This window comes from Mesosutterella faecium, assembly GCF_022809315.2.
GTDB lineage: Bacteria > Pseudomonadota > Gammaproteobacteria > Burkholderiales > Burkholderiaceae_F > Mesosutterella > Mesosutterella faecium.
On record NZ_JAKZJU020000001.1, the window covers coordinates 1,742,575 to 1,760,386 of the forward strand.

Consider the following 17,812-nt stretch of genomic DNA (forward strand, 5'->3'; position numbering starts at 1 on the left):
CGGCACTGCTGCTCTTGCTGCAGGCACAATGGCTTCCATTCCGGCCGAAGCGGCCCGCGCCCCCAAGAAGTGGGACATCACCACTGACGTCGTCGTTGTAGGCTTCGGCGGCGCCGGCGCCACGACCGCCATCTCCGCCGCCCAGAACGGCGCCCAGGTGGTCGTCCTCGAAAAGAATCCGGAAAACCACCACATCTCCAACACCCGCATGTCCGGCGGCATCTTCCACTGCCCGTTCAAGGACGGCGACAAGAAGGCGCTGCAGGATTACGCGCAGGCCATGTTCTCCGGCGAGAACATCCCCTGGAAGGAAGAGGGCGAAATCCCGGAAAGCTCGGTTGGACTCGCCAAGCTCTGGGCCGACCTCTCGCCCACGAACCTCGACTTCCTGCAGAGCCTCGACCCGGCCTTCATCGGCGGCTCGCAGCCTGGATTCAACAAGGCCTCCTTCCCCAACTTCCCGGGCGCGAAGGAGTGCAAGTACAACGCCTACCGCGCCACTTACCTGAAGCGCATGAAGTCCTTCAATGACGTCTCCTACGGACGTCCGAAGGAGGAGACGAGCTCGGGCGAAGCCTTCTGGCAGTGCCTCGCGACCGGCGTGAAGAAGCAGGGCAAGAAGATCCGCGTGCTCTGGGAGACCCCGGGCAACCAGCTCGTGAAGAACGACCGCGGCGAGGTGATCGGCGTGATCGGCCTGCACAAGGGCAGGAAGGTCGCCGTGCGCGCCCGCAAGGCCGTGGTGCTCTGCGCCGGCGGCTACGAGTACAACAAGGCGATGCGCCAGGCCTTCCTAGAAGGCCCGGGCGTCACCGGCTGGGCCTTCTACGGCACGACCTCCAATACGGGCGACGGCATCTCGATGGGCATGGCGGCCGGCGCCGGCCTGTGCAAGGTCGGCAAGGCTGCGGCCCGCGTGATTGTCCCGACGCTCGACACCTGCAACGGCATGAGGATCGGCTCGATCACTCCGTCGGTGGGCTCGCCGCACTCCATGGTGGTCGACAACTTCGGCAAGCGCTACGAGGCTGAAACGAAGGTGACCGACAACCCGAGCCGCTACTTCTTCTACAAGGCGGCCGTGCAGTTCGACATCAACACGCTCGCCTATCCGCGCACGCCCTCGTGGATGATTTTCGACGAGACGCTGCGCGCCTCGAAGCCTCTGGTCGCCCTGGGCATCTCGGTCGTGGGCTTCGGCCTCACGAAGTGGAGCAAGGACAACATGTCCGCGATCAACTCCGGGCTGGTCCTCAAGGCTGACACGATCGAAGAGCTCGCCGAGAAGATCAAGAACCATCCGGACAACAAGAAGCGCATGGTCCCGGCGAACCTCGTCGAGGAAGTGAAGAAGTTCAACAAGTTCTGCGACGAGAAGAAGGACGAGGAATTCGGCCGCCGCCCGGTCACTCTGGGCAAGATCGAAAAAGGCCCGTTCTACGCCATGCCGCTCGTGGCCGGCGGCCCGAACACCAAGGGCGGCCTGCTGATCGACGACCGTCACCGCGTCCTCACCTGGGAGCGCAAGCCGATTCCGCGCCTCTACACGGTGGGTGAAATGGCCTCTGTCCTGAAGTTCGTGTACCAGGGCGGCGGCAACCTCACGGAGTGCCTGGTCTATGGGCGCAGCGTCGGCAAGGAAGTGGCCGGACTGCCGAATCTGAAGGCCTGAGGCGTCTCTTGTCTGAGCGGGGGCTGCGGGCTTTTTCCCTGACCGCCCCCGCCCGCCAAACGGCCGGAAACGGGAGATCTCCCGTTTTCGGCTGTCTGCTGTTTCAATAAGGAGAAAGACCCCATGTCACGTTTTCCAACTGTTCAGCGGGTGGCTGCCGCCGCCGCTCTGGCCCTGTTTCTAGCCTCTGCACCCTGCGCCCAGGCCTTTGCCGCTGACGCTCCGGCATCGGGGAAATTTCTGGCTGACCGGCATGTCGCACGGGGGATGAAGTGCGACGCCTGCCACGTGTCGGCACAGGGCGGAAAGCTCAAGGCCGAGAAATCGGACTACGGCGTGTGCGCGACCTGCCACGGCGATTATCAGAAAGTGGCGGCCAGGACCGAAGCCAAGTACAAGGACTCGGGCCAGCCCAACCCCCACAACCAGCACGACGGCGCCCTGCCCTGCACGGAGTGCCACAAGGGGCACAAGGCGGGCGTCAACTACTGCGCCCAGTGCCACAGCTACGTCTACAAGGTGCCGTGAGGAGCCGCCCGGGCGCGTCCCAAAGGGAAAGCCCGGATTCATGGCATGGAAAGGTCCTTTCGGAGCGAAGCTCTGAAAGGGCTTTTTCTTTTCCCTGTAAAAAAGACTGGCGCTGAAGCGGCCGGACGCGCGCGGGGCCTTCAGCGCGGGGGCAGCCTCACGTCGGACACCGGGATGCCGAAATGCCGGTACCAGTGCTGCCACAGGCCCGTCTCGGCCTCGTCGCAGACCTGGCGCAGAAGCCTGGCGAGCTCCCCGAACAGGGGATCGGCGGCGTCCGCGGCCCGGAACGCGATGCAGTTTCTCCAGGGCTCGCGGTGCCAGCCGGGCAGCACCGGCACTACCTCGCCCCGGGAGAGCTCCTCCTCGACCATGCCGAGCGCCACGTCCACGGCGATCCCGCGGCCCGCGAGAAGCGCTTCCCGGCAGAAGACGGCGTCTCCCTGACGGCAGTCCTGGCCGGGGGCAAGGTAGTAAGTCTTCGGCCCTTTTTCGAGACGCGTCGAAAAGGACGGGTTGGAGGAGCTGCGCAGCAGCACGGTTCTGTCCGAAAGCTCCTCGATCCGGGCGGGGGCGCCGTGCCCGGCGACATAGCCGCGGGAGGCGAGCAGCATCGTCACGCTCGGAGCCGCGGGCAGCGCGGCGAGCGCCGCATCCTGCGGCGTATAGCCGAGAAAGGCGAGGTCGGCCCGCCCCTCGAGCAGCCCCTGGCTGCCGACGTCGGCGCAGATCTCAAGCCTCAGCCCCGGGTGCGTGTCCTCAAAGCGCATGAGAAAGCTGTAGAAGACCGTCCTGCCCGCGTTGGTCGGGATGCTGATGCGAAGCCTCCGGGAGCACTCCCCGCCGGAGCGCCCTTCGCTGCGGGCTGCCTGAAGGAGCTGCTCCCCGGCGCGGAGGAACTCGCGGGCGTAGGGAAGAAGAAGCCTCGCGCGGGCGGAGAGCACCGCGGGCTTTCGGCTGCGGTCGAGCAGCTCAAAGCCCAGTTCCTTTTCCATCTGCCGGATCATCCTGGAAAGTGCGCTGGGATCAAGCCCCAGCCGCCCGGCCGCGGCGCCGGCCGAGCCCTGGCGCCCGATTTCGAGGAGCGCCCTCCAGCTGTCAGTGCTTCGCAGAACCTTCATCGGCGTCCAGCCTGCAGAAAGGAAGCGGCCCGTCAGAGCTCGTTCTGGTTGAAATTGAGCGAGAAGCTGTAGCGGTCGCCCGGATGCCAGGAAACGGAAATCTCCAGGGGCCTGCCCATCTCATCGAGATAGAGGCGGCGGATCCTCAGCGCGGGACAGCCCGCGGGACAGCGCAGCCACATCGCCTGCTCGGCCGGCATCTCAACGGCGGAAATGTCCTGCTTCACCTCCTTGCAGACGACGCCGTGCAGGCGGTTGATCAGAGCCGCGACCAGGGTGTTGGGCTCGCGCTGCGCCACGGCGAGAATGTCCTCCCACTTCTCCGGGATGTAGACCTGCGTGCAGACAATGGGCGGTTCGTCGGCCTTCGCGCCGTGGCGGATGTTGGTGAGCCTGATCCAGCGCGAGCCGATCTCCGCCCCCGTATGCGCGGCAAGCTCCCGGTTCACGATGATGCGCCGGGCCTGGCAGATTTCGCGGCTGTGGGTGTTGCTCAGCTTGTCGATGTCCCTGAAGGAGGACAGGTGGTAGGCAAAGCCCCGGCTCGCTCCCTGGGAGATCACCCGGGTGCCCACGTGCGGCGTGCGCTCGATGATGCCGGAGCGCTGAAGCTGGTCGAGGGCGGCGCGCACCGTATGGCGCGAGAGCCCCCGCTCTCTGCAGATGTCAAGCTCTTTCGGAAGGAAGCTGCCCACCGGATAGCGGCCGACGGCAATGCTGTGAGCGATGTCCCGCGCAAGTTGAACCCAAAGCAGTTCCTTTTTCGCCATTTTGAGAACCTGAAACTCAGTCGGAGCGTGCATCCCCGGCGCTGCGCCCCCGCCCTCGCGGTGGCCAGCTTCCGGCGCCAAACCGGACGGGCCGCCCGGCCCGTCCGGTTCAATTCTAAAGCACCGGTGGCTCTCCGCCCACGGCGCTCCGAAGCCCGCCTAGTACAGGCCGATCACCTTCCACCAGCCCAGGCCCGTGACGAAGACGAGCAGGACATTGAGCGTCACGATGAGGAAATTGATCCTGTAGAAGCGGGGGCGCTCGAAATAGCCCTGGCCGAAGTAAATCGGGCCGGGGCCGCCCGCGTACTCCGTGATGCCCCACATGAAGTTCGAGAAGATGCCGAAGCAGACCGCGACCATGAGCGCGGGCGCGCCGCAGCCGATCGCAACGGCGCAGAACGGCACGTACATGGCGGCCACGTGGCCCGAGGCCGTGGCGAAGATATAGTGGAGATAAATGTAGGCAAAGCCCAGAATGACGAAGGCAGCAAGCCAGTCCGCGCCGACCAGCTGCGCGGCCACCGAGGCCGACATCCACTTGATGAACCCGAGCTTCGTGAGGCCGCCGGCAAGCGAGATGATCACGCCGAACCAGATCACGGTGTCCCAGGCCGCCTTCTCGGCGAGGACGTCCTTCCAGGCGATGGCGCCCACGATGAGGAGGTAGGCCACCACGCCCAGGCCGATCGCGTTGGCGTTGTAGCCGGTCACCATCGTGGTCGCCCAGCCGATCAGCGCAATGACAAAGCCGATTCCCACGAGCTTCTCCTGCCTGGTCATCGGCCCGAGCTCGGAGAGCTTGTCGCGGCCGAGCTGCTTCGCCTCAGGGGTCTTGTTGAGCGTGGGGCGCAGCAGCAGCCGCGTGACGTGCGGAAGGATCGCAAAGCAGATGAGCGCGGGCAGCAGCGCGGCCCAGAGCCACATCCCCCAGCTGATGTCGATGCCCAGGGCGTCATGGGCGAGCTTCGCGCAAAGGGGGTTGGCCGCCATGCCGGTGAGAAAGAGCGCGCCGGTGATCGGCGTGAACTGGAAGCAGGTCATGATGAGATAGTCGCCGATCTTTCGTCCCGTGGGCCCGGGCCCCGAGCCCATGACCGAGAGGATCGACTTCGCCACCGGCAGGATGATGCCGCCCGAGCGGGCCGTGACCGAAGGCATCGCCGGGGCCATCAGGAGATCGGCGACCCCCAGCGAGTAGGCGATGCCGGTGGTCGAGCCCCCGAATTTCGAGAGCATCAGGTAGGCGATGCGCCGCCCGAGCCCGGACTGCACGAAGCCCAGCGAGAGCACGTAGGCCGAGAAGATCATCCAGACCGTGCCGGAGGACAGGCCCGAGAGCGCCTGCCCCAGGGTGAGCGTGCCGGAGAAATACGACAGGGCGAGCGCGATCATCATGATCGCGCCCGAGGGCAGCGGTGCGCAGAGGATCCCCACGATCGTGCCCACGAAAAGGCCCAGCATGTGAATCGCCTTCGGGTCAAGCCCGGAGGGCGGAGGCAGGAACCAGATCGCGAGGCCGACCGCGACGGGCACGATCCAGCGCCAGTACTCTGGCTTTCTGGCGGGAGAGGAAGCTGCAGTTGTCATTTTGTCTTCTCTTAAAGGACTTGCGGGAGGCCCCCTGTCCGGTACCGGCGCGCGGGGCTCTGAAGGCAATCTGCCCTGCTTTTAATGTCCGTACAAAAACTCTCTTCTTTTGTCCTGACCCAACCCGTCTGAGGCGGGGAGGCCGTGCGTCCTTACCCCCTGTTTTTGAGAGGGAAAATTTCATCAATCCCTTATGTCCGTCCGTCAAAAGACCGGACATAAGACGGAAAAGGCCGCCGGGCGGGGCTCCGGTCCGCGGCCTCGCCCCGGCCGCAGCCGGACATATTCAAAAAAGAGGGGCGGGGCCGGCCTTTCACCAAAAGGCTTACTCCTCTGGCGCCTCCCGGGGTAATATTCGGGGGTGCTTTAAAAGGAGGCCCGGCCCCCTTCGTAAAACTGCGGCGGGCCGCCCTCCCCTGTTACGAAAAGGAGAAAAGATGCCTATAACCGAGATTGACAAGCTGCCGGCGCTGCCTGAGGAGTTTGTCGCAGCAACCGACAAGCTCAAGTCGGACGCGGGCGTGCAGGCGCTTCTCGAAGCGATACGCGCAGACGACGAGCGCACCATGGAAGAGCAGATCAAGATCTGCGAGATTCCCGCCCCGCCCTTCAAGGAGAAGAAGCGCGGCGAATATCTGCTCGGTCTCTTCCGGCAGTACGGGCTGAAGGACGCCTACATGGACGAAGAGGGCAATGTCGTGGGCCGCAGAAAAGGCAGCGGCCGCGGGCCCGTGGTGCAGATCGCAGCCCATCAGGACACGGTATTCCCGGAAGGCACCGACGTCACCGTCAAGCGCGAGGGCGACATCCTGCGCGCGCCTGGCATTTCGGACGACACCCGGGGGCTTGCCTCGATGCTGAGCCTCCTGCGCTGCCTCGAGGCGAGTGGGATCGAGACCGAGGGCGACCTGCTCTTCACCGCGAGCGTGGGCGAAGAAGGCAACGGGGACCTGCGCGGCCAGAAGTACATGCACTATGTGAAGAAGGTCCACGTCGACGGCTTCATCGGCCTTGACGCCGCGAACGTCGGCCGCATTCTCGCCGGCGCGACCGGATCCCACCGCTGGCTCATCTCCTACGACGGCCCTGGCGGACACTCCTTCCACAAGTTCGGGATCGCCCCCTCGGCGATCCACGCGATGGGCCGCGCGATCGCGAAGTTCGCCGACCTCAACCCGCCCAAGGATCCGAAGACCACCTTCAATCTCGGCGTGATCAAGGGCGGCTCGACCGTGAACGCGATCGCCGCGCACTGCGAGGCGCAGCTCGACCTGCGCTCGGGCGACAACGGCCACCTGCTCGAGCTTGAAAAGACGGTTCTCGCCGCCTTCGACGAAGCGCTCGAAGAAGAAAACCGCCGCGTGAACGCCTCGGGCGACATGGTGCTTAAGCTCTCGAAGAAGCAGATCGGCGACCGTCCGGCCGGCCCGGGCGACGACATGAGTCCGGTGATCCTTGCGGCCCGCGCGGGCCAGCAGGCGCTCGGCATCAAGCTGGAGAAGTACACCTCGGCCTCGACCGACCACAACATCCCGCTCTCGCTGGGCATTCCGGCCACCACGCTTGGCGTGGGCGGCAAGGAAGGCAACAACCATGCGCTCAACGAGTGGTGGCAGCACGACAGGCCGTGGCTGTCGCCGCAGCTCGCGGGCTTCACCGCGCTGCTGCTCGCGGGCGTGAAGGGCCTCACGAAGCCGCTACTGCCGGTGCGCGGCTGATCCCGCCCGCCGTTAGCTGAAGGCGGAAAGACGCGGGCCGCTTCCCTTTTTAAGGGGAAGCGGCCCGTTTTTCGTTCCGGCAGAAGATTCTGCCGGCAGCAGCAGGGCTCAGCCCAGGTGCTTCAGCACGAAGGCGGTGAACACCGCGGCCCCCACGGGCAGCTGCGTGTCGTCAAAGTGCATGTCGCGGTTGTGCAGCCCGGGGGCCGCGCCCACGCCCACTCCGAAGAAGCCCGTGCGCAGCTTCGGCATCGCGGTCTTGTAGAAATTGAAGTCCTCGCCGCCGCCCCCGCAGTTCGGCGCGAGGCGCCCGGGGGCGACCTCGTTGATGCAGTCGGCGAGCTCACGGGTGATCTCGGGGTCGTAATCCGGGGCGGGCCCCACCTTCCCCATCTCGATGTCGGCGGTGCAGCCCACGGCCTCCGCGCCGCCCTTCACGGCCTGCTTGAACTTGTCGAGCAGCCCGGTCATCACCTGGTTGCTCTTCGCGCGGATGTCAAAGCGCATCGTGCACACGGGCGGAATGATGTTCATCGCGCCGTCGGCCTTGATCTGGGTGGGCTTGATCGTCCAGTGCACGTCCGGGGTCATGTGGATCGAGTTCACCGCGGTGATGATGGCGTTCGCCCCGTCGATCGCGTTCACGCCGAGCTGGGGGCGGGAGCCGTGCGCGGGCTTGCCGTGGACGGTGACGATCGGGAAGGCAAAGCCGCTGTACATGACGGCCGCGCAGAGCGTGCCGGGCTTGAGGTCCTGCAGCGGGCGGATATGGGCGCCCACCGCGATGTCGACGTCGTCAAGCACGCCCTTCTCCACCATGAGGAGCGCTCCCTGCATGGTTTCCTCGGCGGGCTGGAAGAGAATCTTCAGCGTGCCGCGGCGGATTTTCCCGACCAGCCTCGAGGCGGCCTCAAGCAGCATCCCCATGTGGCCGTCATGCCCGCAGGCGTGGACGGCGGTCACGCTGCCGTCGGGGTTCTTGAAAGGAAGCGCGTCCATGTCGGAGCGGATCAGCACGACCTCGCCGGGCTCGCTGCCGCGGATCACGCCGAGCACCCCGCAGGTCCCCGGCACGTAATCGGCTTCAATGCCCAGGGCGCGCAGCTTCTGCAGCACGAAAGCCGCGGTGTTCTTCACATCAAGCCCGAGTTCAGCCAGGCCGTGAAGCTCGCGGCGAAGCTGAGTCGAATTGTAAATTTCTGGCATCTTTTTCCTCTGTCTGAATCGCGCCGCGGAGCCGGACCGGCCGGCCCCGGGGCGCAGGAGCGGGGTCAATCCTAAGCGCTTCACGGGGCCCTGTAAAATCGCGCGCCCTCCGCCCGCTCCCCCTCAATGTCCTCCCGGGTCGAAGCAGGCGCATAGGCGCATGCTCTTATCTGCATGCTGATATACACAGACCAGAGCTGCCCTCCGTCCTCATGGCAGCCTCGGGCCGGTTTAAACTCTGCAGCCTGTATCAATGGAAAAGGAACCCCGATGAACAGCCGATCCTGCGTTGTCGTTCTCTCGGGCGGTCAGGACTCCACCACCTGCCTCGCCCTCGCGCTCAAAAGCTACAGCACCGTCTACACCATTGGCTTCCAGTACGGCCAGCGGCACGGGGTGGAGCTGCAGTGCCGCAGCCGCATCCTGCGCTCGATCGAGTCCGTCGTCGGCACCCGCTCGCTCGGCCCCGACCTGCTCGTGGACATGAAGAGCTTCGGGGAGATCGCCGCCTGCTCGCTCACCGACCCGAAGGTGCCGATCGCCTTTGACGAAAGGACGCAGCTGCCCAACACCTTCGTGCCGGGCCGCAACCTCGTCTTCCTCACCTATGCCGCAGCCCTCGCGTGGAAGGCGGGCGCGCGCGACATCATCACCGGAGTGGGCGAGGCCGACTACAGCGGCTACCCGGACTGCAGGGAGGAGACGCTCGAGGCGCTCGAGAAGGCGCTCAACCTCGGCATGCAGGCCGACTTCCGGCTGGTTGCGCCGCTCATGCACCGCACGAAAAAAGAGACCTGGGAGCTGGCCGAGGAAACGGGCGGAAAGGCGCTCGTCGACTTCATCCGGACCGAAACGCACACCTGCTACGAGGGCGACCACGAGCACCTGCACCCCTGGGGCTACGGCTGCGGCCGCTGCCCGGCCTGCAGGCTGAGGGAAAAGGGCTGGGAAGAATACGCGGCCTCGCGCGGCATCTGAGGTCCCATGAACAATTTCTTCGCACGGAGACGGCGCTGGGCGAGCATTGCCGCCTCGGGCCTCGACACGCGGCGCTTTTCAGACATGAGCGGGCTGTTCTGCGACTGCAGGCGGCTCAACTCCGTCGACGTCTCGCGCTGGGACACCTCGAACGCGACCGACATGCTGCTCATGTTCCGGGGCTGCCAGAGCCTGCGCCGGCTCGACGTATCGCGCTGGGACACCTCCCGCGTGAACAACATGGGCGAGATGTTCAAGGGCTGCCGCAGGCTGCGGGCCCTCAATGTCTCAGGCTGGGACACCTCGCGGGTTGAAAACATGATCGGGCTGTTCGAAGGCTGCGCGAGCCTCACGAGCCTCGACTGCTCGGGCTGGGATCTCTCCTCGGTCTCCGAGGGAGGGCTCGGGCGCATGTTCCGAGGGTGCCGGTCGCTGCGGCGGCTCAAGCTCTCAGGCAGCTTCCTGCGGCTCTGCGCGGGGTGCGACCTGGGGCTTGGGACCTGCCCCGTGCTCTACGACATCCAGGTTCCGGAAGGCCTCGTGGCCGCCTTCAGGGCGGCGCTGCCGGAATGCTCGACGCTGCTTCACGCCGCAGGCCGCTGAAAGAATATAAAGAAGCAGCCTCAGAGGACCGCGAACGGGTCGTCCTCCGGATCCGCGTTCCTCACGTACTCGATGCGCCGCGCGATCGAGTCGGCCGCCCCGGCTCCCAGGCGGTCGGAGACAAAGCCCAGGGCCATGTCGATCCCGGCCGCGACCCCCGAGGCCGTGTAGAACTTGCCGTCCACGCACCAGCGCGCCTTCGGCTGCCACAGCGGCCCCTTGAAGCCGAGCACCCAGTCAAACGAATACTTGTTGGAGGTCGCGCGCCGCCCGTCAAGCAGCCCCGTGCGGGCAAGGAGCACCGCCCCGGTGCACACCGAGAGGACCCAGCCGGCCTCTTCGCCCAGAGCCCGAAGCTCGGCGAAGAACGCCTTGTCTTCCGAGAGGGGGCGCGTGCCCATGCCACCCGGAAGGAGCAGAACGCCGCTGCGGTTGATTTCGCGCGTGGAGACCGTCCCGATGCGGCAGCCCTGCGCGCTTGCGACCTCGCCGCCCTTCAGGGAGCAGTACCGGAGGGCCGCGCCGGGAACCCGGGCGAGGACATCGACGGGCCCGAAGGCGTCCAGCGTCTGAAAGCCGTCGAACAGAAGGATATTGAAGTCCATAAGGAAACCCTCCGAAAAAAGTCCCCGAAAAGGCGGGCTGTCCGGGCCGAGTTTAGCATTGCCGTGACGATGCAATGAAAAAAGAAACAACTTAGAAAAGCCGCGCCGGGCGGGTCTTTCCGAAGAGCAGCCGCGGCCTGCGGACGCCGGCGGCCAAAGGGGCGCCGGCCCCTTCTCCTTTTTCTCTTAAGACGGGGAAAATTTTCGAATAATTTTCAAATCCCGTAACCCAGGTTACAGATTTTCGGCTAACCCGCGGGAATAATTTCCCCTTGTGACCGGCGGGCCCCCTGTGAGCGGGCCGCACGCCGCCTCAAAACCCAAAGGAGAAAACAATGAAGAAGTCCCTGCTTGCGAGCGCGCTTGCGCTCATGATGGCCGCTCCCGCCTTCGCGGAATCGACCGACATCGTCGTGATCGGCTCGGGCGGAGCCGGCCTGTCCTCGGCCATCATGGCCACGGAAGCTGGCGCGAAGGTGATCGTGCTTGAGAAGATGGCCTACTTCGGCGGCAATTCCAACCGCTCGGAAGGCGGCATGAACGCCGCGGGCACCAAGCAGCAGATCGCCGACGGCGTGACCGACGACTCGCCCGAGATCTTCTACAAGGACACGATGAAGGGCGGCCACAACCTCAACAACCCGGCGCTGCTGCGCACGCTTACCGAAAACGCTGCCGGAGCCGAGGAGTGGCTGCTGTCGCTCGGCGCGAAGTTCTGCCACAGGATGGGGCGCGGCGGCGGCCAGTCGAAGGCCCGCGGCCACGGACCGTGCGACGGCTCCCCGGTGGGCATTGAGCTCATGCGCGTGCTGGGCGAGCGAGCCGCCAAGGACAAGATCGACATGCGCAACCTCAACCAGGTGACCGACATCGTCATGAAGGACGGGAAGGTGGCCGGCGTCAAGGTGAAGACGCCCGAGGGCATGAAGACGATCGACGCGAAGGCGGTGATCCTCGCCACCGGCGGCTTCGGCGCGAACCAGGCCATGGTGACCAAGTACCGCCCTGAGCTCAAGGGCTTCTCCACGACGAACCATCCGGGCGCGACCGGCGACGGCATTGTGCTCGCCGAGAAGGTGGGGGCCTCGCTCACCGACATTGATCAGATCCAGATCCACCCGACCGTGATCAAGAGAAACGGCGCGCTCATCTCCGAGTCGATGCGCGCCCGCGGCGGGTTCCTGCTCAACAAGAACGGCAAGCGCTTCACCAACGAGCTGCTCACCCGCGACGTCGTGTCCGCCAACGAGCTGAAGCAGCCCGGCGGCGTCGCCTACCTCATCGTCGACAACTCGATCTACAAGAAGAACAAGATGCTGCGCAGCTACGTCTCCGAGAAGCTGATGACCCGCTGCGACACGATCGATGACGTCGCGAAGCTCATCAAGGCCGACCCGGCCGTGGTGAAGGCGAGCTTCGAGCAGTACTGGAAGGCCTACGACCAGAAGAAGGACGACCTCTTCGGGCGTCCCGAGATGGTGATCCGCATGGACCAGGCCCCCTACTATGTGGCCGAAGTGACCCCGGGCATCCACCACACGATGGGCGGCGTCACGATCGACCCGAAGACCGAGGTGATCTCCAAGGCGACCGGCAAGCCGATCCCCGGGCTTTTCGCGGCCGGTGAGGTGACGGGCGGCGTGCACGGCGGCAACCGCATCGGCGGCAACGCCGTGGCCGACATCGTGACCTTCGGGCGCATCGCCGGCGTGAACGCGGCGAAGTACGTCGGGAAATAAGAGCGGCACGCCCGGCCCTTTCAGTCCGGGATGATCTCCGCACCCCAGGGGGGAGGCCTTGTTCCGCCTCCCCCTTTTTTTGCCTTAACATGGACGCAACCTCCCTCAAACCGAGAGCGTCCATGCAGCACGTCTATTCGAGCAGCCCCTGGCTCATCCCGCGCGACCCCGGGCCGGTGGCCGCGCTCTTTACCCGCAGCGGCCGCCCGTGCGCCTTCCGAGCAAGGCACGTCTTCAATTTCGGCGAGCAGCCCCGCGCCTACCTCATCGAGCGAGGGCTGGTGGGCACCTACGCGAGAAGTCCCGAGGGAGCGCCGCTTCTGATCGCGCTTTTCCCGCCGGGCACCATCCTCGGAGCCGAGAAATCCCTGAAGGAGGCCTTCAGGATCAAGCCGCTTGAGGCCCGGGCGCTGCTGCCGGTGCGGGCGCTCGCGCTTGACTCGGCGCAGTTCAACCGGGAGCTCGCCGATAGCCCGGATCTGCTGGAGCTCGCGCTGCGGGCCTTTCTCAGGCACGACGACAGCAAGATCGAGGGGCTGCTCATCAACGGCACGCTCGATCTCCCCTCGCGGCTCGCGCTCATGATCGGAACGATCTTCACCGCCCTGGGGCAGCCCCTTGACCGCGAGCCGCGCCCCCTGCCGCGACAGGTCACGGTGACCGAGCTCGCCCGGCTCGTGCACAGCAGCCGCCCGGTGCTGAGCCGCGTGCTCTCGCAGTGGGCCCGCGGAGGCCTCATCGGGGGCTCGCCCGGAGCCCGCCTCTACGACCGCCGGCTCCTCGGGGCCGCAGCGGCGGGGCCTTCGGGCAATGAGTCCGCCTGAGCCAGACGGCTCCGCCGCGGCAGCGACGCCCTCAGAGATTTTCCGCCCGGCGCCCCCGGCTCTTTGCCGCGGCGGAATGTTCTATACTGCGCAGTCTCGGCCGGGGAGAGCCGCCAGCACACTTTTTTGCCGCCGCCATCCCTGCCTTGGTAGCTTTCCCATGCTGAACCGAAACTTTACCCGCGGACTCGCGCTCGCGGTCTTTGCCGGCATCTGCTGGGGCGCGATGGGCGTGGCCGTCCAGTTCCTGCTTCAGAGAAACGGCATGTCCGCGCTCGATCTCGTCACGCTGCGGCAGCTCGCGGCGGGCATCCTGATGGTGGGGCTCTACATCCTGCTTGACGGCAGGAAGGCCTTCGCGCTCTTTTCCAACCGCAGGGATCTTTTCGACGTCGCCTTAAGCGGCCTGCTCATCTTTCTCTCGCACTACAGCTTCTTTCTCGCGATCAGCTATTCGAACGCCGGCACCGGCGCGATCTTCATCGCGACCGTCCCGCTCATCTGCGCGCTCTGGCTCGCCTTCTCCGAGCGAAGGCCCATTTCCGTGACGGAGGCCGTGTGCTTTCTGCTCGCGGTCTCGGGCGTCGCGCTCATCGTGACCGACGGAGACTTCTCGCGGCTGCAGTTCTCGCCCCTTGCCATCCTCTGGGGCGTGGTCTGTGCGGTTTTCGGGGCGTTTTACTCGATGCAGCCCCGGGATGTGATCCGCCGAATCGGCGTGAAGCCGGTCGTGAGCTGGGGCATCTTCTTCGGGAGCATTGCGGCCAGCCTCGTCGACCACCCCTGGAACGTGCAGCTGCACTGGGGCGCGACCGAAGCGCTCGCCTTCGCCTTCATCGTGGTTTTCGGCACCATCATCGCCTTCTGGAGCTACCTCACGAGCCTCAAGTACATCTCGCCCGTGCTGCTCGGGCTCATCAACTGCCTGGAGCCCCTGTCGGCCTTTGTCTTCTCCATCCTGCTGCTGGGCCAGGTGCTGGGGCGCTGGGAGGCTGCGGGCATCGCGCTCGTGCTCGCGAACGTGTGCCTGCTCGCGCTGAAGAAAAAGTAAGCCCCGCCTCAGGGGCGCACCCCTAAGGCGGACAGCACCCGGACACAGCCCTCAGAACTTCGCGTAGGCGCTGGGGCCCGGCTCATCGTCCGACGCCGCGGACTTCCCGGAGGCCGGGGCAGAGCCCTGGCCTGCCGCTCCGGGCGTCGGCATCTGAACGGCTGGAGCGTCCCCGCGGCCCTTCGATGAACGCGCCGAGCCGTAGAGCTTGAGCAGGACGTCGAGGAATCCCCTGCGGTCCTGCACTACGGCGTTCAGGTAGGGCTCGTTCGCATAGACGACCGAGAGCGTCTTCGGATCGTTTTCGGCCGAGGCGTGATCCTTCCCCCAGTAGAACTCCGTCTTGAAGGAAGAGAGCGTGAAGCGCTTCGGATCCGAGGAGTCGATGCTGAAATCGACCGTGATGTCGTTGCGGGTCACCTGGGCGGCGGCCGCGATGAACCGCATTTCGGCGTCCGCGTCAGCGGCCTCGCCCCCGTCGCCGAAAAGAGGCCCGAAGGCCTCGGAAAGCGACTGCATCAGCGCGAGCCCCGCCTGCGCGAGCGCGAGGTCTCCGCGGTAGGGTGCGTAGAAGTCCTCCGTGCCCTTGAGGGTGCAGGTAAAGCGCACGGTCTTCGCGGCGCCTTCGCCCGCCGTGCTCCACTTCTTCGTCTTGTCCTCGCAGCCGCCGTAGCCGTCGAGCGCCTGCCCTACCTTCACCGTCTTTGAAAACTCCTCCAGGGTCCCGTCCTTCACGGTCTTCACCGGGTCATCCCCGCAGGCTGACAGCATGGCGGCGGAAACTGCCGCCGCAGCGGCGGCAACGGCCAGTCGACTCCATTTCATACGCGGCTCCTCATCTCGCAGTGGCGTAAAGCTTCAGGGGGCGGACAGCCCGCAGCTGCCCCGCCTTCAGGGCTATGAGTTTAATTCGCATTCCGGCCGCAAGGGGAAAGATCATCCGAAAGAAGGAAACCGAGCGCTCTTTTTAATAAGTTTTCACTTATGTAAAGAACAGTAAGTTCAAATCTGATTTAAACTATATAAATCAACTCAGTCAAAAGGATCAATCCATTGGAATAAAATAGCGACAAAGTCCGGCCTTCCAATGATTTTCGCATAAAATAGGTATATTCTTATAAATCTGATTTTCTAACAGCCTCCTGGACCATGAACGCGAGACAGCTTAAATATTTTCTGAGCCTCTGCGACACGCTGAGCTTCGTGAAGACCGCGGAAATGAACTTCATTTCCCAGTCGGCCGTATCCCAGCAGATCAAGAACCTTGAGACCGAGATCCAGGCCGAGCTCTTCAACCGGAGCAAGCGCAAGGTCACGCTCACGCCGGCCGGGCGCGTCTTCTGCCGCGAGGCCCGGGAGCTGCTCGTCAAGCTGAACGGGTCGATCCGCAGGACCCGCACCGCCGCGCTCAAGTCCCAGATGGACGTCTCGATCGCGAGCCCTCAGGGGCTGCTGCTGCCCGGCTGGGACGTGCTGCTCGACATCAAGCGCGAGAACCCGAGGGTGTGCATCAGGCTCGAGCGCAACCAGGCCCAGAGTCTCTGGGAGAACCTCGCCTCCGGGCAGCCCGACCTCGTGTTCGTCTACGCCGATCCCGCGGTGCCGCTGCGGCTCGGCTTCAAGGTGAAGGTCTTCGGCACCTTCGAGCTCAACGTGGCCGTGCCCGCCTCGCACCCGCTCGCGCAGAAGCAGAGCCTCACGCGCGCGGACTTCGCCGAAGGGCCCATCCTCTACGAAGACGCCGAGACGAAGCCTGGCGAATTCGAGGACGACCCCCGGCCCAGCTGGGGCACCGAGGCGGACCTCACCTCGGCCCTGATCAACGTCTCGCTCGGCAACGGCTTTGCCATCGTGCCGCGCTTCAGCTCCGAGGAGAGGCGGCGGCGCGAGGGCTGGTCGCGCGACATCCGCTTCATCCCGCTTAAGGGCGAGCGCCACGAGGTGCGGCTCTGCGCGGTCTGGAGCCAGGAAAAGGAGAGCGAGCTGCTGCTGCAGGTGATCGGCCAGATCTACAGCGCCGCGCTGCGGCTGATGGAAAAAACCAGGGCCTCGGCGCCAGGCCCCCTCTAGGACGCCGCCTTCCGGCCCTCTTCAGGGTTTTTGTCCCCGGGGCGCATGAGGACGCTGAAGCAGGCGCCCCGGCCCGGGGCCCGGCCCGCAGATACTATCCAGCCCTCGCGCTCGCAGATGCGCGAGACGATGGACAGGCCGATGCCCATGCCCGCGCCGCGGCAGCCCCGGCCGCGGTAGTGGGGCTCAAAGATCTTCTTCAGCTCGTCCTCGGCGACCCCGCGGCCGTCGTCGGTCACGCGAAAGCCCCGGTCGCTCAGCTCGACCGTCACGGCCCCCTCGTCGGTGTAGCGCACGGCGTTGCGCACCAGGTTGTCGAGCACGAGCGTGACCATCCCCTCCGGGGCGAGCGGGCCGCCGGAGGTCGTGCCGTCGCGGAGCTCGAGCCTCACGCGGCCGTCGTGAAGGCCGCTGCGCTCCCGCTCGAGCACCTTCCGGGCGGCCCGGGTGAGCGGCACCGCGTCGGCTTCGGCCGACTGGATGTCCTTCGTGCGGACGAGCGACAGCAGGGCGCGGATCACGAGCTGCATGTGGGCGGCCGCGCGGGTGATCTTCTGCATCTGCGCGTTCTGGCGCGGCGCGAGCCCCCCGGTCCCCTCGAGAAGCTCCGCGGTGGTGGAGACCACCGCGAGATCCGTCCTCAGCTCGTGGGAAAGGTCGGAGGCGAAGAGCCTCTCGCGCTCGAGCGTTTCATGCATCCTTTTAAGCGAGCTCTCGCAGACTCGGGCGAGGTACCCCACCTCGTCGTTGTCGGTGCGAACCGACAGCGGCCGAAAGTTGGGCGACTCCGCGCAGCGCCTCACCTCCCGCGCGAGCTCGCGCAGCGGCCGCGTGACGGTCCGCGCAAGCGCCCAGGCAAGCAGCAGGCTCAGCAGCACCGTGATGCCGGAAAAGACATAGATCACGACATTGAGCCGGTGCTCGATCTCCTCGAACTCCGTCTGGTCGGTCTCGAGGATGTAGGTGACGCCGCCGCTGTCCATCCGGTAGAGGAAGGAGGCCTTCTGCGGGGTCTCGTACTCGGAGTATCCCTCGGGCACATTCCGGTAGATCTCGGGGATCGGATCGAGCCGCACGCCGTTCACCTCGGTTCGGCTCGCGTAAAGGCGCTTGATCGGGATGAGCCGCGGGCTGCGGCCCTCCGCAATGTCGTAGTCGATCATGCCCTTGAGGGTGTAGTACTGGTTTTCCGCAACCAGATGCTGCTCGGTGAACGGAACGACATAGGAGATCGGAATCACGCTGGCCGCGATCACCGCGAGGGTGAAGATCCCGAAAGCCGCCATCAGGCGAAACCGCAGGCCGCCAGGCCTCCTCAGCTTCAGCATGGCTCCCCT

General features: G+C 65.5%; 16 protein-coding genes. 9 read left to right on the forward strand and 7 right to left on the reverse strand.

Annotated elements, in window-relative coordinates:
* The first annotated feature begins 28 nt into the window (after positions 1 to 28).
* Positions 29 to 1,672, forward strand: coding sequence for an FAD-dependent oxidoreductase (locus MUN46_RS07990; RefSeq protein ID WP_285230589.1), 1,644 nt, complete (start codon positions 29 to 31; stop codon positions 1,670 to 1,672).
* 123 nt (positions 1,673 to 1,795) lie between these two features.
* Entirely contained in the window at positions 1,796 to 2,200 is a 405-nt protein-coding gene (locus MUN46_RS07995; RefSeq protein WP_243377150.1) for a cytochrome c3 family protein, read from the forward strand.
* 140 nt (positions 2,201 to 2,340) lie between these two features.
* On the opposite strand, the gene MUN46_RS08000 is transcribed toward MUN46_RS07995, so the two are convergent.
* The 3 genes from MUN46_RS08000 to MUN46_RS08010 form a co-directional block, all read right to left on the reverse strand.
* Entirely contained in the window at positions 2,341 to 3,321 is a 981-nt protein-coding gene (locus MUN46_RS08000; RefSeq protein WP_243377149.1) for a LysR family transcriptional regulator, read from the reverse strand.
* A gap of 32 nt (positions 3,322 to 3,353) precedes the next feature.
* Entirely contained in the window at positions 3,354 to 4,091 is a 738-nt protein-coding gene (locus tag MUN46_RS08005) for a GntR family transcriptional regulator (RefSeq protein ID WP_243377148.1), read from the reverse strand.
* 159 nt (positions 4,092 to 4,250) lie between these two features.
* Positions 4,251 to 5,681 carry a DASS family sodium-coupled anion symporter gene (locus tag MUN46_RS08010; RefSeq protein ID WP_243377147.1) on the reverse strand — a complete coding sequence of 477 codons (1,431 nt, stop codon included), beginning with the start codon at positions 5,679 to 5,681 and terminating at the stop codon, positions 4,251 to 4,253.
* Positions 5,682 to 6,118: 437 nt separating this feature from the next.
* Between MUN46_RS08010 and MUN46_RS08015 the strand changes: the two genes are divergently transcribed.
* A complete protein-coding gene (locus MUN46_RS08015; RefSeq protein ID WP_243377146.1) occupies positions 6,119 to 7,399 on the forward strand; it encodes a M20/M25/M40 family metallo-hydrolase in 1,281 nt (426 codons plus the stop codon).
* Between the two features lie 108 nt (positions 7,400 to 7,507).
* On the opposite strand, the gene MUN46_RS08020 is transcribed toward MUN46_RS08015, so the two are convergent.
* Complete coding sequence (locus MUN46_RS08020) at positions 7,508 to 8,605, reverse strand: amidohydrolase (protein WP_243377145.1); 1,098 nt, start codon at positions 8,603 to 8,605, stop codon at positions 7,508 to 7,510.
* A 270-nt stretch (positions 8,606 to 8,875) separates the two neighbouring features.
* Between MUN46_RS08020 and queC the strand changes: the two genes are divergently transcribed.
* Positions 8,876 to 9,583: a 7-cyano-7-deazaguanine synthase QueC gene (queC, locus tag MUN46_RS08025; protein ID WP_243377144.1), complete on the forward strand. Its 708-nt coding sequence runs from the start codon at positions 8,876 to 8,878 to the stop codon at positions 9,581 to 9,583.
* 6 nt (positions 9,584 to 9,589) lie between these two features.
* Complete coding sequence (locus MUN46_RS08030; protein ID WP_243377143.1) at positions 9,590 to 10,186, forward strand: BspA family leucine-rich repeat surface protein; 597 nt, start codon at positions 9,590 to 9,592, stop codon at positions 10,184 to 10,186.
* Between the two features lie 20 nt (positions 10,187 to 10,206).
* On the opposite strand, the gene MUN46_RS08035 is transcribed toward MUN46_RS08030, so the two are convergent.
* On the reverse strand, positions 10,207 to 10,791 hold the full coding sequence (locus MUN46_RS08035; protein WP_243377142.1) for a DJ-1/PfpI family protein: 585 nt from the start codon (positions 10,789 to 10,791) through the stop codon (positions 10,207 to 10,209).
* A gap of 335 nt (positions 10,792 to 11,126) precedes the next feature.
* On the opposite strand from MUN46_RS08035, the gene MUN46_RS08040 reads away from it, so the two are divergent.
* The 3 genes from MUN46_RS08040 (at position 11,127) to MUN46_RS08050 (ending at position 14,405) form a co-directional block, all read left to right on the forward strand.
* Positions 11,127 to 12,530: a flavocytochrome c gene (locus tag MUN46_RS08040; protein WP_243377141.1), complete on the forward strand. Its 1,404-nt coding sequence runs from the start codon at positions 11,127 to 11,129 to the stop codon at positions 12,528 to 12,530.
* 89 nt (positions 12,531 to 12,619) lie between these two features.
* Complete coding sequence (locus tag MUN46_RS08045) at positions 12,620 to 13,354, forward strand: Crp/Fnr family transcriptional regulator (RefSeq protein WP_285230590.1); 735 nt, start codon at positions 12,620 to 12,622, stop codon at positions 13,352 to 13,354.
* A 160-nt stretch (positions 13,355 to 13,514) separates the two neighbouring features.
* Complete coding sequence (locus tag MUN46_RS08050) at positions 13,515 to 14,405, forward strand: DMT family transporter (protein WP_243377139.1); 891 nt, start codon at positions 13,515 to 13,517, stop codon at positions 14,403 to 14,405.
* A 51-nt stretch (positions 14,406 to 14,456) separates the two neighbouring features.
* Here the strand turns inward: MUN46_RS08050 and MUN46_RS08055 are convergent, their stop codons facing one another.
* Positions 14,457 to 15,230, reverse strand: coding sequence for a hypothetical protein (locus tag MUN46_RS08055; protein ID WP_243377138.1), 774 nt, complete (start codon positions 15,228 to 15,230; stop codon positions 14,457 to 14,459).
* A 324-nt stretch (positions 15,231 to 15,554) separates the two neighbouring features.
* Here MUN46_RS08055 and MUN46_RS08060 point away from each other — a divergent pair, with 324 nt between their 5' ends.
* Positions 15,555 to 16,475, forward strand: a complete 921-nt coding sequence (locus MUN46_RS08060; RefSeq protein ID WP_243377137.1) for a LysR family transcriptional regulator — start codon at positions 15,555 to 15,557, stop codon at positions 16,473 to 16,475.
* On the opposite strand, the gene MUN46_RS08065 is transcribed toward MUN46_RS08060, so the two are convergent.
* Entirely contained in the window at positions 16,472 to 17,803 is a 1,332-nt protein-coding gene (locus MUN46_RS08065; protein ID WP_243377136.1) for a sensor histidine kinase, read from the reverse strand. The two genes, MUN46_RS08060 and MUN46_RS08065, sit on opposite strands and share 4 nt — an antisense overlap.
* Between the last annotated feature and the right edge of the window lie 9 nt (positions 17,804 to 17,812).

Excerpts from the sequence above, each read along its gene's own strand:
- MUN46_RS08035 (WP_243377142.1), bottom strand. The coding sequence starts at position 10,791 with ATGGACTTCAATATCCTTCTGTTCGACGGCTTTCAGACGCTGGACGCC.
- MUN46_RS08045 (WP_285230590.1), top strand. The coding sequence starts at position 12,620 with ATGGACGCAACCTCCCTCAAACCGAGAGCGTCCATGCAGCACGTCTAT.
- MUN46_RS08005 (WP_243377148.1), bottom strand. The coding sequence starts at position 4,091 with ATGGCGAAAAAGGAACTGCTTTGGGTTCAACTTGCGCGGGACATCGCT.
- MUN46_RS07995 (WP_243377150.1), top strand. The coding sequence starts at position 1,796 with ATGTCACGTTTTCCAACTGTTCAGCGGGTGGCTGCCGCCGCCGCTCTG.
- MUN46_RS08040 (WP_243377141.1), top strand. The coding sequence starts at position 11,127 with ATGAAGAAGTCCCTGCTTGCGAGCGCGCTTGCGCTCATGATGGCCGCT.
- MUN46_RS08015 (WP_243377146.1), top strand. The coding sequence starts at position 6,119 with ATGCCTATAACCGAGATTGACAAGCTGCCGGCGCTGCCTGAGGAGTTT.
- MUN46_RS08010 (WP_243377147.1), bottom strand. The coding sequence starts at position 5,681 with ATGACAACTGCAGCTTCCTCTCCCGCCAGAAAGCCAGAGTACTGGCGC.
- MUN46_RS08065 (WP_243377136.1), bottom strand. The coding sequence starts at position 17,803 with ATGCTGAAGCTGAGGAGGCCTGGCGGCCTGCGGTTTCGCCTGATGGCG.
- MUN46_RS08030 (WP_243377143.1), top strand. The coding sequence starts at position 9,590 with ATGAACAATTTCTTCGCACGGAGACGGCGCTGGGCGAGCATTGCCGCC.
- MUN46_RS08055 (WP_243377138.1), bottom strand. The coding sequence starts at position 15,230 with ATGAAATGGAGTCGACTGGCCGTTGCCGCCGCTGCGGCGGCAGTTTCC.
- MUN46_RS08050 (WP_243377139.1), top strand. The coding sequence starts at position 13,515 with ATGCTGAACCGAAACTTTACCCGCGGACTCGCGCTCGCGGTCTTTGCC.
- MUN46_RS08060 (WP_243377137.1), top strand. The coding sequence starts at position 15,555 with ATGAACGCGAGACAGCTTAAATATTTTCTGAGCCTCTGCGACACGCTG.
- MUN46_RS08020 (WP_243377145.1), bottom strand. The coding sequence starts at position 8,605 with ATGCCAGAAATTTACAATTCGACTCAGCTTCGCCGCGAGCTTCACGGC.
- MUN46_RS08000 (WP_243377149.1), bottom strand. The coding sequence starts at position 3,321 with ATGAAGGTTCTGCGAAGCACTGACAGCTGGAGGGCGCTCCTCGAAATC.
- MUN46_RS07990 (WP_285230589.1), top strand. The coding sequence starts at position 29 with ATGGCTTCCATTCCGGCCGAAGCGGCCCGCGCCCCCAAGAAGTGGGAC.
- queC (WP_243377144.1), top strand. The coding sequence starts at position 8,876 with ATGAACAGCCGATCCTGCGTTGTCGTTCTCTCGGGCGGTCAGGACTCC.